Source organism: Cytobacillus kochii, assembly GCF_020171845.1.
GTDB lineage: Bacteria > Bacillota > Bacilli > Bacillales > Cytobacillaceae > Cytobacillus > Cytobacillus kochii.
The window spans coordinates 1-13,708 of sequence record NZ_JAIVAM010000005.1 but is presented as its reverse complement, the minus strand read 5'-3'; the positions used below and the strand labels follow the sequence as shown (position 1 = coordinate 13,708).

The following is a 13,708-nucleotide window of genomic DNA, read 5'->3' as shown; positions in this document are numbered from 1 at the left end:
AAATGGAGTTAAATACACGCGTAGATAATGAAATCGTCCTTATGCAAAAGAAAAAGAACTTTAAAAAACGGAGAGATACATGGTTATTGCTCATTCCTACACTAGCTATCTTTCTTTTCTTTTTCTTGCTCCCCTTGTTCTTTTTATTTGTTACTAGCTTTAAAACGTTTGATGCTGGTACTGGGATTGGCAATCAGTGGACGCTAGCGAATTATATTCAATTTTTGTCTGATCCTTTTTATATAAGTGTGCTTTGGCGAACAATAAAAATTGGTTTAATTACGACAATCATTACAATTATTATTTCTTATCCTGTTGCCTACCAAATAACGAAGGCCAAGCCTCGGATGAAAAATTATTTAACGTTGCTGGTTCTGTCTCCTTTGTTAATTAGTATGGTTATTCGTTGTTATGGTTGGGTCATCTTACTATCGAATAATGGGGTGATTAATCAAACCCTAATGACAACGGGATTGATTAATGAACCGGCTCCCTTACTTTATAGTGAATTTAGTGTAATTGTCGGAATGGTACATGTGCTGTTTCCTTATATGGTGTTAAGTATTATGGGGGCTTTAGAGAGAATTGATCCTTCTATTATTCGCGCTTCAAAAAACTTAGGGGCAAGTAACTTGAGAACGTTTGTGTCGATTGTATTGCCATTAACTTTACCCGGCATTTTCGCAGGCTCGGTAATGGTCTTTAGTTTAAGCGTTAGTTCCTTCGTTACTCCATCTATTCTAGGGGGACCACAAGTGAAAGTGATGTCCTATATTACTTATGAACAGGTGGCTGTTATGATGAACTGGCCTTATGGTGGAGCGATTGGCTTCTTATTGATCTTAGTTGCTACCATCACCATCCTTATATACAGTAAAGTCCTTAGCAAATCGGAAAAAGGGGTGGCGATCCAATGAAGAAAAAGTTACCGAGCATATTACTAAGTCTTTCTTGTTTAATAGTGTATTTATTCTTATTGGCACCCATTGTCGTCGTTTTATTATCATCTTTAACCACGACAGAATATATCGTTTTTCCACCTGAAGGCGTTACTTTGAGATGGTATATAGAGTTAATCGAACATCCGGAATTTATCGATTCCTTCATCTTAAGTATCAGTGTAGCTTTTGGCACAGCAATCATTGCAACAATCATTGGTACCATGTCTGCTTTAGCAGTTGTTCGAAGGGAGTTTAAGGGGAAAAATGCGATTGTACAATTAATTGGTTCACCCTTACTTATACCTTCAGTTGTCTTTGGTGTGGCGCTATTACAATTTTACTCATGGATTGGACTAGCAACAAGCCCACTGTCATTAATCCTTGGACATATTATATTAACTGTTCCATTTGTAATGAGATTAGTTGTTGCTAGTTTAGTAGGGTTTGACCGAGTGATTGAACAGGCTGCAATGAATCTAGGCGCCAGTTCTATTCGAGTGTTTTTTGAAATCACTTTACCGGTGATTAAGTCCGGGGTTATTGCGGGAGCCATCTTTGCATTCATTACATCGTTTGACGACTTAACCGTAGCCCTCTTTATCGTAAGTACGGATGTAGTGACATTACCGGTACGAATCTATACGTATATGCAATATCAATATGATCCCATTATCGCCTCGGTGTCTAGCATCATGATCATTATGACGGTCGTTCTAATGATTATAATTGAGCGGGTGATGGGAGTAGGGAAAATATTCTCTTCTAAAAATTAGAGAGGTGAAAGTCGTGCATATAAAAGAGCATCCAATATTAGGTGAGCAATTGAACAAACCCATTACTATTTATTTGAATGAGCAACCTCTTGAAGCCTATGATAACCAATCGATTGCTGGTGCATTAATGGCCAATAATGTGAAGAAGCTAGGGCAAAGTAGGAAGCTCGTTCAAGCAAGGGGAATGTTTTGTTCAAAGGGTAGATGTTGTAGTTGTTATATGACTGTGGACGGAGAAGATCACGTGAAAACCTGTATGAGGAAAGTAAGAGATGGGATGAAAATAAGTGAAGGGCTAGAAGACCCCGAATTAAGGAGAGATATTGATGAAGGCTGACGTATTAATTATTGGAGCTGGTCCCGCCGGTTTAACGGCAGCCTATGAAGTAGCCAAGACAGGTCTATGTGTTCTAATCATCGATGAACATCAACAAGCAGGCGGGCAATTATGGCAACAAAGCCAAATATTAGCTTTACCCGATATATTCCCAAACATGAGAGGTTTTGAGCTTGCTCAATTTTTAGTGGAACGGTTAGAAGGACTGGCAGTGGAGTGGTTGTTAGGTCATCGTGTCATTGGTGTATATGAAGATGGACAGATTGGTGTGACAAATGATAAAGATGTTTTCCCGGTATTTGCTGAAAAAATCATCATCGCAACAGGGGCAGCTGAAAATGCGATACCTTTTCCTAAATGGACCTTACCAGGTGTGATGACGATAGGAGCAGCACAAAGTGTAGTGAATCGGGATCGAGTAAAACCAGGATCTTCAGCAGTGATTTATGGTGATAACTCCTTTGCCAGCGATGTTTGTGAACTTCTGCTTAGTGTAGAAGTAAATATCGTCGCTATAGTAAAACAAAACAAACAGTTAGGAAACTCCACTTTCGGGGATATGAATATACCGTTGTATGAAAATAGCTCAATTATTGAGGCTAGAGGCAATGGGAAGCTAGAAGAAATTGACATACAAACTCCTCATGGGATGATCACCTTAAAGCCTGACATCGTTCTAATAGATGGGGGACAATCTCCTATATTAGATATCGTGTATCAATTGGACTGTGCCCTTAGATATCAAGCAGAACTCGGGGGCTGGCTTCCTGTTTACAATCATCAACTTCAAACAAGTAAGGATCATGTATATGTCACAGGAAATGCAACTGGAGTCAGTAATCATTCCGCTCTTATTCTAACGGGAATGTTAGCGGCTGCTAGCGTGTGTGAAGCGCTTCAATCATTACCGCCAGAAGAAACTGAAGTAGTAAGGAATTCGCTATATAGTAAGTTAGAGAATGAAGAAGAGAGCGATACATTTTCAGCAAGAAAAGAGCATATTAAACAATTTTCCACACCACAATTAAAAGATCAATTTATTTCTTAGATTATTAAAATTGAAGATAAGAAGGGGATTGAATGGATAAGTCAGTAATTGTCTGCAGATGTGAAGAAATAAGCTATGAAGAAATAGAAGAAGTAATCACTCAGGGCGGAAGAACATTCGATGATATTAAAAGAATAACTCGTTGCGGAATGGGTGCATGTCAGTCAAAAATATGCAGTAAATTAGTAGCTGAAGTGATACACAAGCAAACAGAGTTGTCGATGGAACAAATTTATCCACCTCGTTTTCGGATGCCCATTTCGCCTGTCAGTTTGGAGGCATTAGCGACAGATAGCCAACAGTTTTCTACAGTCAAGTCTGTACTTGATGAAATAGAGCTGACAGATGGGAAGGTGAAGTGATGAACACTCAATTCGATACAATTGTGATAGGTGGAGGAGTCGTGGGTAGCGGGATTGCCTATCATCTTTCAGAAAGAAGCCAAGAAAGTATATTAGTCATTGATCGAAAATACCCTTTAGCAGGTACTTCTGGCTCTACTCAGGCATGGGTATGGGTGCATAATAAAACACCTTCATGGTATGCAGAATTGAATTATTATAGTGCTGAGTTATATCCTTATCTATCGAAAAAAATTGGTGATGTCGAATATAAACGAACAGGCGGACTATCACCATTTTTTCATGAAAAGGATAGAGTGAAGGCAATGAAACTAGCAGAAGCATATAAAGAAATTGGTATAGATATTAAAGTATTATCAAAAGAAGAGGTATTGGAAAAAGAGCCATTCATGAATCCGGATGTCGAAGGAGCCACCTATAGCTCCATAGATGGAAATGTAAATCCTTTTCGACTCATAGATATGTATATGAGAGCAGCTAAAAGAAAAGGAGTGCAATACTCAACGTATAACCCTGTTCATGACCTTCAGAAAATCAATGGTGGGTTTATCGTAGCTACAACGAAGGATACTTATCGATGTAAAAGGCTTATTCTAGCTGGGGGAACATGGTCCAGAGAGTTGGGGAAAATGATTGATGTTCATATTCCAATGAATCAAGTAAGAGGACAAATTTTAGTTTCCGAACCGCTTAAACCTTTTCTGAATCATACAGTGAGCGGTCTTAGACAAGCAAATAATGGTGAGGTTTTGATGGGGTATTCCATGGAAAATAAAGGGTTTAATCGCTCCACCACACTTAATGTAATGCAAGAAACAGCCAATATGGCCATCCGTTATGTGCCAGCCATTAAAAAAGCAAAAATTGTTCGTGCTTTCTCTGGCATACGTGCCATGCCGGAAGATGGATTTCCTATCATTGGTGCCGTGCCTAATATTGAAAACTTATATGTAGCAGCTACCCACAGTGGTGTAACCCTATCACCGCTTATAGGCACATTAATTACGGAGTTAATAATTGATAAGGAAACCTCAATTCCGATTGAGAGGTATGGGATTAGTCGGTTTGCCTGAAGAGAAGAAACGGAACAACAACGGTTATTTTTGTCGCAATCAAAGTTGTAATTACCATATTTCTCCTGATTCCCTAAGGCGTTTTTCCTTTTTTGCACATGATGGTGAAATATATTTAATTTCTTGCTTCTTACCTTACGGAAAATAATTGTTTCTAGTCGAATGCTTATCTTATTTCCCGGAAAATGATTGGAAATGTAGAATTTTGTTGAAGAGAGGAGGGAGACGCGACTAAATAGGGGGAATGTGATTGAGGTAGTCGCGCAAATCCGCAATATTCCTCTTAAAATATAATGAAACAATTCTTAATCATTGGATTTTCTTACGTAATATTTCCCCGGGGCAGGCTGTTAGAAAAGTAACCACGTATCTCTCGTTAATCCATAGCCACTAGCAGGTTCTAATTTGTATATATAGAGAGTCAGCGTTCGTGAAGCTGAGACTTGGGAGCAATAACGGTTATTTTTCAATATTGTTTATTTCCTTAAAGAAATGTGGTGAGATAGTAAATCGATCTTGCCACATGGTATCTCAAAATGTCCTTTTCTCTGTGCCATTATCTATACTTGATCGTTATAATATGAGCCATCTTCTGCACCCCCTTTTTTATTCTTTACCGGAAGGAGTCAAAATTTCCCCACTTCTCCAATCATATTATGATGAAATTTCGGCTAACTGATCGCGTACGCCCCTTTAGACGACCAGTATGTCTCACAGCTTTCATCAAGATGAAAAAACAGTTCATTCCTTATAATTTCCTTCAATACAATAAAGTATCAGTTTTATACACCGGGATAAAATGAATGACCACTCGGTGAGGCGTAAATAATAAAAGGATGAGTTTAACCAAGATTTGCTCCCTTTTCGTTTGCTTTTTCCTCTTTTTCGTTCATTATGAAGGTACCACTTCTAGAAATCCGTCATAATAAATAGGTTCAGAAGGAGAAGAGTGTATATGTCATTCATTTTTGAAGGTTTTGGGAAGGTCGTTGGCAATACAGTTGTCTTGCCTTCTATACAATTGACCATTGAAAAAAAAGATGTGGTTGCGATTCAAGCAGACATGGAATATATGCATGCATTTTTATCCTTAATGGAGGAAGATAGAAGTTATATGACAAATGAAATCCGTCTCTCAGACGGTGTTCTCCATGGGGTGGAGGATTTATTCTTTTACCGCACGAATATGGGCGAATATAAACGGTTAACCCCCGAGCAAACGATTCGTTTTTGGTGTGACTTGTATGGTGTAAGAGTAGATATAGAGAGGATTTTAGCGCTTGCTGAATTAAATGAAGTCCGTAATAAGAAAAACAAAGGACTAACATTCTCAGAGAAAAAACGATTACAATTTGCACGCAGTTTGATTCAACCTACGACCATTTATATTTTTCAAGAACCTACTTATCACATTGATCTCCAATCGAAGCAGGTATTGAATCGTATTCTTAATGAATTGTTGAAAAAGGATAGTTTCATTATTATTCTTACCTCTTCTTTAGAAGAGAGCATTCGTATAGGGACAAAAGTATTCCGTTTGACCGATAGAGGACTACAGCGGCTTGAATATAATGAGGAAGCCGAAGAAGAAGTAGAGGAAAAAGAGGCTAGTGACACAGAAGACGAAACGATATACCAACAAAGATTCGAGAAAATATCAGCTAAATCAGACGATAAATTTATTCTATTTGACCCATTAGAGATTGATTTTGTGGAAACGAGAGATAGACAAACGATTCTCCATGTGAATAATGAAGAGTTTATATCAACTGTTTCAATGAAGGACATTGAAACGAGATTACATATTTACGGTTTTTTTCGCTGTCATCGCTCTTACTTAGTTAATTTGCAGCGTGTTAGGGAAGTTGTGGTATGGAGTAAGAATAGTTATAGCCTAACATTGGAAAATGAAAAGACGGTTCCTTTATCCAAATCACGATATGGGGAGTTAAAAGAACTGTTGAACTGGTAAAAGGGGTGATTTGCATGAATGTACAGCAAATTAAGGTCTTAATGATAAGGGAGCTAAAAGATTTGCGCTTTAATGGGCAAGTATTATTACTCTTTTTCACTGCCTTCGCGATGATTTTTTTCATTTATGTATTAAATAATTTGACCATCACCTTTTCAAATGAACAGATTACCTTTTTCAAAGGCATGACTTCACTACTTAGTTTTATTAGTATTTTGGTGACAATGTATACACAAGGGAACATAATGGTTGAAGAAAAAGAGCAGGGGACAGGCATATTATATCGTTTGATGAAGATAAGGCGAATAAATATTTTCTTAGCTAAATCCATCGTTACCTATAGTATGTCTTATCTTTTGTTCACTATTGGTATGATTATTTATGGTTATAGTTTAGTGCAAATACTGATGGCCAGTATATTTACCATCCCATTTTTTTGTATGTGGCTTTTAATTGGGACTGCTATCGCTGAATATGCAAAAAATACAATTGATGTAAGTTTATATGGATGGCCAATTATGATTGTTTATTTCTTAATAGAAGGATTGGTTTATTCTTCGATCCTGAATAAGTTAACCATTCTTTTTCCCAATTATCACATCGAACGTGGTCTTACTCTGATTGAAAATGATGACTTTACCTCTGGATTGAAGTTTATGATTGTGCCATTCATTTGGGGTGGCATTGCTTTGCTCTTTCTCATAAAGAGAAGGCAAAAAAAGGTCTCCATTGAGGCATAAATCGTCTCCACTCGGAATGAATTTCCCTCCTTTCATGCAGAAGTTGCTGATATAGAAGGGATTATCCTTCATACTAAAAGTAGGCAAACATGAGAGGGGAGAAAATATGCAAGACATACAAGAATTCTATTTAAATTTAATGCCAGCACTAGAAGATAATTTATTTCTACAGTTACTGAGTATTTTTGTTTTATCGCTCATCCCGTTTTTTGAATCATACGGTGCCATTCCATTTGGGTTTCTTTTAGGATTTCCTGGAGTCCCTGTTATTTTAGTAGCGATATTAGGTAACTGGGTATCAGTCATGGCTTTTATATGGGTCATCAATGCGCTGAGGTCAAAGTTGATGAAAGGAAAGGAAAAGGAGAAAGAACCAAGTAAACGCATGATGAAAGCAAAGAAATATTTTGAAAAGTATGGTGTACCTGGCGTTTCTTTAGCAGGACTTCTATGGGGATTTCATATTTCGGCAGCAATCGGATTAGCAGGAGGGGCAAGAAAAAGCTATGTCAGTTTATGGGCAACCATTGCTATCATAGCACAGGCACTTGTTATTGGAATTTTAATCATGTCTGGTATTAATTTGTTCTCCTAAAATGAAATACTTCCACTTACTATTACAAATACTTTTATCAGTATGCTTTGTATTATGGTCAATCATCTTACTAAATACGATGATAATGAATTTTTGTAAGGAGTGTTGATGTGTTTAAAAAAAGAGAGACCCGTTTTGTAGAAATATTGAAAGAAAGTTACTCATCAGGGCTGCTTTCTATCCTCGTTGATCGTGAAACCGGGGTCCATTATGTTCATACATGGGCAAGTACAGGCGGAAGTGGACTTACACCGTTGTTAGATGAAAACGGGAAGGTTGTTGTAAAGAAACCAGAGTAATCTCTTATGCGAAAAAAGAGTTAGAAACAGTCGTTTCTAACTCTTTTATTTAAATATTTATTTCCATTTCTAATAGGGCACTACTGATGCTTTTTCCGTGAGCATCCCATGCGATGGAAGTCGTCACACCACCGAGAAGGGCCTTTGTACAAACGAAATTAAAAGCATGTAAGTTGGGCAGGTCATATCTGATTACTTCGCCCTTGATGATTGCTTGTAAATGGTCTTTGACCTTCTCACTTGTCACCTGTTCGGCGATAGAAGCGTAATCTTTTTCGTTATAGGGGATGAGGGAGAAGTTCAATGTATCCCCTTTATCACCTGTTCGACTATGTGCAATGTGCAATAATTTAACTGTTGCCATCTTATCACTCCATTATTTCAGTATGAATTGTTATTGCTGAGCGATCAATAAAGGTAGAAACGATTCCTATCACTTCTTCTGTTTTTTTCCGTGCCCCGCCCCCTCCAGCAGGTCCGTTTGTATAGAGTGCTTCAACTTCATGTCCAATCATTTTGGCTGTCTGCTCTTCTTTACATAAAGCGGCAGCTCTCACAGTGACTTCGTAAGGTGTTGTGTGAGTATAAGTTGTATGATGGAGAGCCGTTAAGCCGATTAGGTCTGTTCGTAATTGAGGTACATTGGCACGTAATCTCTCGTTTATCACCCATTCCGCCAGTTTGGCGCGATTGACGGCAGTTGATCCGGCATAGGAAATCATACCTTCTCCAAGGTAACCTGCATGGTAACCGATAGATACTTTCAGTCTATCTGGTTTTCTTTTACCTGTAGCTCCCCAAACAAGCACTTCGTTTGGCTTTATTTCTTCCATTTGTGCTGTACTAAAATTCGCAATACAATCAGGGGTATAGTACTGACTTGGGTCATGCACCTCATAAAGTAATTGCTCTTTTACTGTTTGAGTATTGACGACACCACCACTATTAGGGAGTTTTGTAATTATCGCCTTGCCATCTTCAGCTACGATGGCGAAGGGGAATCCAAGATCTGCTAGGTTATTTACTTCTTTCAGGCCAGGATCAGCAAAATATCCACCTGTCACTTGTCCAGCGCATTCAAGTAAATGTCCAATTAAAGTGCCTTGCCCCATCAAGTCAAAGTCATCTTGATTCCATTGAAAGTGATGGATGAGTGGCGCTAAAAAAAGGGAAGGGTCAGCCACTCTACCTGTAATAATCACATCTACATCTGCTTCTAAAGCAGGTAAGATCGCTTCAATGCCAAGGTAGGCATTAGCCGAAACAATGGGTTCAAATGTCATTAAATTTTCTCCGTCTTCTGTTTCGAACTGATGAAAGTTTAAATCGTTTAAGACATCGTCGCCTGAAACCGCTGCAACTTTACATGTAAGGTTTAAATCTCGAGCCATTTGTAAAATAGTCTTTGCTGCGGCAATTGGATTAGCCGCCCCCATATTTGTGATAAGTTTGACTTTATTTTTTAAAAGAGAAGGGAGTAGTGGGCGAACTCTGTCTTCGAGATATTCGTTATACCCTTTGTTGGCATCCTTCTGTTTCTGTTTTTGAGATAGCGCAATGGTTCGTTCTGCTAATCCTTCCAGTACTAGGTAGTCAAGTTGTGCATTTTCTATTAAAGAGATGGCAGGATCAATACGGTCACCCGCGAATCCTGCTCCTGATCCAATTCGAAGCAAGTCGAACACTCCTTTTCATATAAAATTAGATGGCAATTGCACCAGTAATAAGAGCAACAATTGTCATTACAATGGTTGTGCCAAAAGCCCAGATGAAAATAAATCGTTGATGATCAGCTAACTCTACTCTGGCTAATCCTAGTAGCAAAAAGGTAGCTGCCGTTAAAGGACTGAGAGGGAATCCAGTTGTCATCTGCCCTAATATAGCTGCACGACCAATATTTTCAGCGGCTACCCCGTAGTTGGCGGCTGTTTCACTTAGAACGGGTAGGATACCGAAATAATAAGCGTCTGGTGTAAATACGAGACTGAGGGGCATGCTTGTAATGGCAACAATGAGGCCCATAAAGGAACCAGTACTTTCAGGTATTATGGATACAAGTGTATTTGCCATTGCTTCAATCATGCCTGTGCCTGAGAGAACACCAGTGAAGATACCCGCAGCGAATATAATGGATACCACTGTGACCATGCCTGTAGCTTGTTCAGTTATTCGTTCTTGTTGGTCTTTAGGGTTCGGGTAATTTAGAATTAGAGCTAGAGCAAAGGCAACCATAAAAATCACGGGTAGAGGGAGCCATACCTTTACTAATGCAACAATGGTTAAAATAGTAAGAAGGAAGTTGAGCCAAAGAAGTTTAGGTCTTCTTGCCTTTTTTTCCTCTTCGCTTAATTCTTGATTAAAATCATATTGAAAGTTCTGAATACCGATGCGATTCCTTTCCTTCTTACCAAAGTAATAACTAACAAATAGCACCCAAATAAGCCCAGCGATCATAGCGGGAATCAGGGGATTGAATAATGTTGCCGTATCTATACCAAGTGCACTTGATGCGCGTGCAGTTGGACCGCCCCATGGAACGATATTCATTGTCCCAGCACTAAGGGCCACTACACCTGCGAGCACAAGCCGGCTCATTCCTAAACGTTCATATAAAGGAAGTAAAGCAGGAATCGTGATGAGGAATGTAGAGGCACCCGAGCCATCTAAATGTGTGACCATTCCAATAATGGCTGTACCGATGACTATTTTTAACGGATCCCCTTTCACAAGTTTTAATATTCTAGAAATAATTGGATCGAAAAGACCTGCTTTACTCATGAGACCAAAGAAAAGAATGGCAAAAGCAAGCATAATCCCTGTTGGTGCCACAGAAGTAACTCCTTCAAGAATCATCGCGCCGAGACTGTTCAAGTCAGTTGTGAAAAGCCCAAAGAAAACTGGTACTAATATTAAAGCGACAATCACAGACACTTTTTTCGATAAAATTAAATATAGAAAAATTGCGATGGTTAAGAACCCCATGATGGATAACAAATAAAAACCTCCTTAACTGTATTAAGCGCTTACATTTCGTTATGCATGATTTATGCCAAAAAATAAGCCTTGATAGGAAAGGGATTTTTTAAAATGATGGATTGTCATTTCTAAAGAATTAGAAACATGAAGGTTTAAAAGAGCCCTTCATATCAGTGATAGCGTAATTTCTAGAATATTAGAAAAGGGTTTATAATTTCTAATTCCTTAGAAAGCAGGCTTAAATATGATATTTCGTTAATTTGTTATATAAGGAAGCAAGTGATATACCTAAGATTTGTGCCGCTTTCTTTTTTCCTTTCACTGTCGTCCCTGTTTGATTAAGTACACTTTGTATGGCTGTTCTCTCTGTATCATTCAGTATCTTTTCTAGCGGCTGGAGCGTTATTGATTGTTGTTGCGTTGCATTAAACGCTTTCTTGATTGTGTCAGGTAGATGTTCCTGGCGAATGACTTGATGATCACACATGCTAATGGCGTATTGAATCGCATTCTTCAGTTCTCTGATATTCCCTGGCCAATGGTAGTGTTCAAGGATAAAAATGGTTTCTGGATCAAAAGTAATGTGTGCTTCATTTTTTAATAAAAAGGCGATGATTTCGGTAATATCATTTCTTCTTTCCCTAAGAGGCGGTATGGTTAAATGAACCGTATTAATTCGATAAAAAAGATCTTCGCGGAATCGTTCTTTTTCTACCATGCTTTGCAATTCTTTATTCGTTGCTGCAATTACTCGAACATCAACCGTTTGTTCCTCGAGACCACCAATTTTTCTAAAAGAGCCCTCTTGTAAGACCCGCAAAAGCTTGGCCTGAAGTTCAAATGACATATCACCGATTTCATCGAGAAACAGCGTGCCGTGATTGGCAAGCTCAAAGAGCCCAATCTTTCCGTCACGGTTAGAGTCAGTAAAAGCTCCCTCCTCATAGCCAAAAAGCTCGCTTTCTAATAAGGAGCTTGGGATAGCAGCGCAATTAACTGGAACAAAGGGTGCTACACGTCTCTTACTTTCATTATGGATGGCCTGTGCGAAAAGCTCTTTGCCAGTACCAGATTCACCGGATAATAAAATATTCATATCTGTTTGTGCGGTTCTTTTGGCTTGTTCTATCGTCTGCTTTAATTGGACATCACTTCCGATAATATTTGCAAAGGTGTATTTTGCCTGATGAATTCTACCAACAGCTCTCTCAAGCATAGTGACTCGTTTACGACTTTTTTTCAGCTCTTTATTTAATCGATAAACTTCAGGAATACTTTTACAAACAGAAACGGCACCAATGATTTTCCCTTGATCCCAAATGGGAGCCATATCTACAACATATTCCATTGTCATTTCTTTTCGGAATACACCTTCTCGTGCCAAGCCGTCTTTTAAAACAGTGGGCAGAAGTGCTCCTGGTCGTACCTCTTGTAATAGCTTTCCTACTATCTGTTCTGCACTGACACCTGTAATATGTGTATACTCCTCATTTATTAATTGCACCACACCAACGTGATCGATTACCAGAATTCCATCATGAATGGCCTCAATAATCCCTTCAAGCCAGCCAATCTTATTATTTTGTAATTGCATGATTCTCAACTCCTTAAAAAATACGGAATATTTAAATTATATGGTAATTGGAGAATTTGTACTACCTACGAATCTAGTTGTTTAAAACACCATAGAAAATTCCCTGAGAATAGGATGAAGTCAACGCAATTGTTTTAATGGGACGCTTTTCTGCTAAGAGATATTTGCAGACTTAAGGTAGCAACCTGCAAATGAGGGTACTATTTGAATAGAGATGGGTTTGTCAGATGAGAAAACACAAAGGCTTGTGATACTTATGGTAAGATTTCAACATACGGAAGTAAATTTTAAAAATAAGATTGAAGTGTTGGAGGATTAATTTATAAATGAGTAAACTGCATTTTAAAGATATAGATGTTACGAATGAATTAAACGTTAGAAATATAAAATTAAAGTCTGGACAAGAAAAGTTCATTGAAACCGTAGATGAATGTTTAAATGAAGCGAATGCCCATCGAGAGTGGCATCCAGTAGCTATATATTTGGATGAAGAAATGATCGGATTTGCTATGTATGGTTCTTTTGGTCCTAATAAAGAGACTTGGATTGATAGAATAATGATCGATGAAAACTATCAAGGCAAAGGCTATGGGAAAACTGCGATGAAGAAACTTATTGATATCGTTTCAAAAGAATATGGGGTAAACGTGATATATTTAAGTATCATTGATGAAAATAAAACGGCCTATCGCTTATACGAAAGTATTGGGTTCGAATGTATGAATGAAAGGGACCCTGACAATGGGGAACTCTTATTTAAGTACACAGTAAATGAGAGCAAATAAAATCTAAACCCTTTGCTTTAAATGTAGAACAACCTATTAAAGACACAAAAAAGCTTTGAAATTGGTCTTGCCCCTGTCAAGTAGACAACATAATAAGCTAAGCAGTGAGCGCGTGTCGATATTCAATCGGCGCGCGTTTCTTTAGTTTCTTTTGTCTTCGTTTGTAATTGTAATGGTAAATGTAATCCTCAAGAGCTTGCTCTAGCTCTTCTT

The 13,708-nt window shown here is 38.3% G+C and carries 16 protein-coding genes; 11 read left to right on the top strand and 5 right to left on the bottom strand.

Annotated elements, in window-relative coordinates; all coding sequences use genetic code 11:
* Positions 1-2: 2 nt before the first annotated feature.
* The 10 genes from LCM23_RS09085 to LCM23_RS09040 all read left to right on the top strand — a co-directional run bounded on the left by LCM23_RS09085 (position 3) and on the right by LCM23_RS09040 (position 8,140).
* Positions 3-917 (top strand): ABC transporter permease, encoded by a 915-nt coding sequence (locus LCM23_RS09085; RefSeq protein WP_224936670.1) that lies wholly within the window; start codon positions 3-5, stop codon positions 915-917.
* Complete coding sequence (locus tag LCM23_RS09080) at positions 914-1,714, top strand: ABC transporter permease (protein ID WP_224936669.1); 801 nt, start codon at positions 914-916, stop codon at positions 1,712-1,714. Before LCM23_RS09085 ends, LCM23_RS09080 begins: the two co-directional genes overlap by 4 nt.
* Positions 1,715-1,727: 13 nt before the next feature.
* Positions 1,728-2,051 (top strand): (2Fe-2S)-binding protein, encoded by a 324-nt coding sequence (locus LCM23_RS09075; RefSeq protein WP_224936668.1) that lies wholly within the window; start codon positions 1,728-1,730, stop codon positions 2,049-2,051.
* Positions 2,041-3,099 carry an NAD(P)/FAD-dependent oxidoreductase gene (locus LCM23_RS09070; RefSeq protein ID WP_224936667.1) on the top strand — a complete coding sequence of 353 codons (1,059 nt, stop codon included), beginning with the start codon at positions 2,041-2,043 and terminating at the stop codon, positions 3,097-3,099. The genes LCM23_RS09075 and LCM23_RS09070 overlap by 11 nt, the downstream gene beginning before the upstream one ends.
* A 32-nt stretch (positions 3,100-3,131) precedes the next feature.
* Complete coding sequence (locus tag LCM23_RS09065) at positions 3,132-3,461, top strand: (2Fe-2S)-binding protein (protein ID WP_224936666.1); 330 nt, start codon at positions 3,132-3,134, stop codon at positions 3,459-3,461.
* Positions 3,461-4,534 (top strand): NAD(P)/FAD-dependent oxidoreductase, encoded by a 1,074-nt coding sequence (locus tag LCM23_RS09060; protein ID WP_224936665.1) that lies wholly within the window; start codon positions 3,461-3,463, stop codon positions 4,532-4,534. The genes LCM23_RS09065 and LCM23_RS09060 overlap by 1 nt, the downstream gene beginning before the upstream one ends.
* Positions 4,535-5,489: 955 nt before the next feature.
* Positions 5,490-6,506 carry a LytTR family transcriptional regulator DNA-binding domain-containing protein gene (locus LCM23_RS09055; RefSeq protein ID WP_224936664.1) on the top strand — a complete coding sequence of 339 codons (1,017 nt, stop codon included), beginning with the start codon at positions 5,490-5,492 and terminating at the stop codon, positions 6,504-6,506.
* A gap of 14 nt (positions 6,507-6,520) precedes the next feature.
* Complete coding sequence (locus tag LCM23_RS09050; RefSeq protein WP_224936663.1) at positions 6,521-7,246, top strand: ABC transporter permease; 726 nt, start codon at positions 6,521-6,523, stop codon at positions 7,244-7,246.
* 106 nt (positions 7,247-7,352) lie between these two features.
* The gene (locus LCM23_RS09045; RefSeq protein WP_224936662.1) at positions 7,353-7,841 is read left to right on the top strand and encodes a small multi-drug export protein; all 489 of its coding nucleotides are present in this window, start codon (positions 7,353-7,355) and stop codon (positions 7,839-7,841) included.
* A 110-nt stretch (positions 7,842-7,951) separates the two neighbouring features.
* On the top strand, positions 7,952-8,140 hold the full coding sequence (locus tag LCM23_RS09040; protein WP_095371690.1) for a DUF6440 family protein: 189 nt from the start codon (positions 7,952-7,954) through the stop codon (positions 8,138-8,140).
* A 49-nt stretch (positions 8,141-8,189) separates the two neighbouring features.
* Here the strand turns inward: LCM23_RS09040 and LCM23_RS09035 are convergent, their stop codons facing one another.
* The 4 genes from LCM23_RS09035 to LCM23_RS09020 all read right to left on the bottom strand — a co-directional run bounded on the left by LCM23_RS09035 (position 8,190) and on the right by LCM23_RS09020 (position 12,710).
* On the bottom strand, positions 8,190-8,504 hold the full coding sequence (locus LCM23_RS09035) for an AtuA-related protein (RefSeq protein WP_224936661.1): 315 nt from the start codon (positions 8,502-8,504) through the stop codon (positions 8,190-8,192).
* Positions 8,505-8,508: 4 nt separating this feature from the next.
* A complete protein-coding gene (locus LCM23_RS09030; RefSeq protein ID WP_404826594.1) occupies positions 8,509-9,825 on the bottom strand; it encodes an acyclic terpene utilization AtuA family protein in 1,317 nt (438 codons plus the stop codon).
* Between the two features lie 16 nt (positions 9,826-9,841).
* Positions 9,842-11,134: a CitMHS family transporter gene (locus tag LCM23_RS09025; RefSeq protein WP_224936659.1), complete on the bottom strand. Its 1,293-nt coding sequence runs from the start codon at positions 11,132-11,134 to the stop codon at positions 9,842-9,844.
* A 220-nt stretch (positions 11,135-11,354) separates the two neighbouring features.
* The gene (locus LCM23_RS09020) at positions 11,355-12,710 is read right to left on the bottom strand and encodes a sigma-54 interaction domain-containing protein (RefSeq protein ID WP_224936658.1); all 1,356 of its coding nucleotides are present in this window, start codon (positions 12,708-12,710) and stop codon (positions 11,355-11,357) included.
* Between the two features lie 326 nt (positions 12,711-13,036).
* Between LCM23_RS09020 and LCM23_RS09015 the strand changes: the two genes are divergently transcribed.
* Positions 13,037-13,495 (top strand): GNAT family N-acetyltransferase, encoded by a 459-nt coding sequence (locus tag LCM23_RS09015; protein WP_224936657.1) that lies wholly within the window; start codon positions 13,037-13,039, stop codon positions 13,493-13,495.
* A 97-nt stretch (positions 13,496-13,592) separates the two neighbouring features.
* Here LCM23_RS09015 and LCM23_RS26170 read toward each other — a convergent pair.
* The coding region (locus LCM23_RS26170) for an IS3 family transposase (RefSeq protein WP_404826601.1) at positions 13,593-13,708 on the bottom strand (116 nt) is incomplete at its 5' end.

Excerpts from the sequence above, each read along its gene's own strand:
- LCM23_RS09085 (WP_224936670.1), top strand. The coding sequence starts at position 3 with ATGGAGTTAAATACACGCGTAGATAATGAAATCGTCCTTATGCAAAAG.
- LCM23_RS09080 (WP_224936669.1), top strand. The coding sequence starts at position 914 with ATGAAGAAAAAGTTACCGAGCATATTACTAAGTCTTTCTTGTTTAATA.
- LCM23_RS09070 (WP_224936667.1), top strand. The coding sequence starts at position 2,041 with ATGAAGGCTGACGTATTAATTATTGGAGCTGGTCCCGCCGGTTTAACG.
- LCM23_RS09065 (WP_224936666.1), top strand. The coding sequence starts at position 3,132 with ATGGATAAGTCAGTAATTGTCTGCAGATGTGAAGAAATAAGCTATGAA.
- LCM23_RS09060 (WP_224936665.1), top strand. The coding sequence starts at position 3,461 with ATGAACACTCAATTCGATACAATTGTGATAGGTGGAGGAGTCGTGGGT.
- LCM23_RS09055 (WP_224936664.1), top strand. The coding sequence starts at position 5,490 with ATGTCATTCATTTTTGAAGGTTTTGGGAAGGTCGTTGGCAATACAGTT.
- LCM23_RS09050 (WP_224936663.1), top strand. The coding sequence starts at position 6,521 with ATGAATGTACAGCAAATTAAGGTCTTAATGATAAGGGAGCTAAAAGAT.
- LCM23_RS09045 (WP_224936662.1), top strand. The coding sequence starts at position 7,353 with ATGCAAGACATACAAGAATTCTATTTAAATTTAATGCCAGCACTAGAA.
- LCM23_RS09035 (WP_224936661.1), bottom strand. The coding sequence starts at position 8,504 with ATGGCAACAGTTAAATTATTGCACATTGCACATAGTCGAACAGGTGAT.
- LCM23_RS09020 (WP_224936658.1), bottom strand. The coding sequence starts at position 12,710 with ATGCAATTACAAAATAATAAGATTGGCTGGCTTGAAGGGATTATTGAG.
- LCM23_RS09015 (WP_224936657.1), top strand. The coding sequence starts at position 13,037 with ATGAGTAAACTGCATTTTAAAGATATAGATGTTACGAATGAATTAAAC.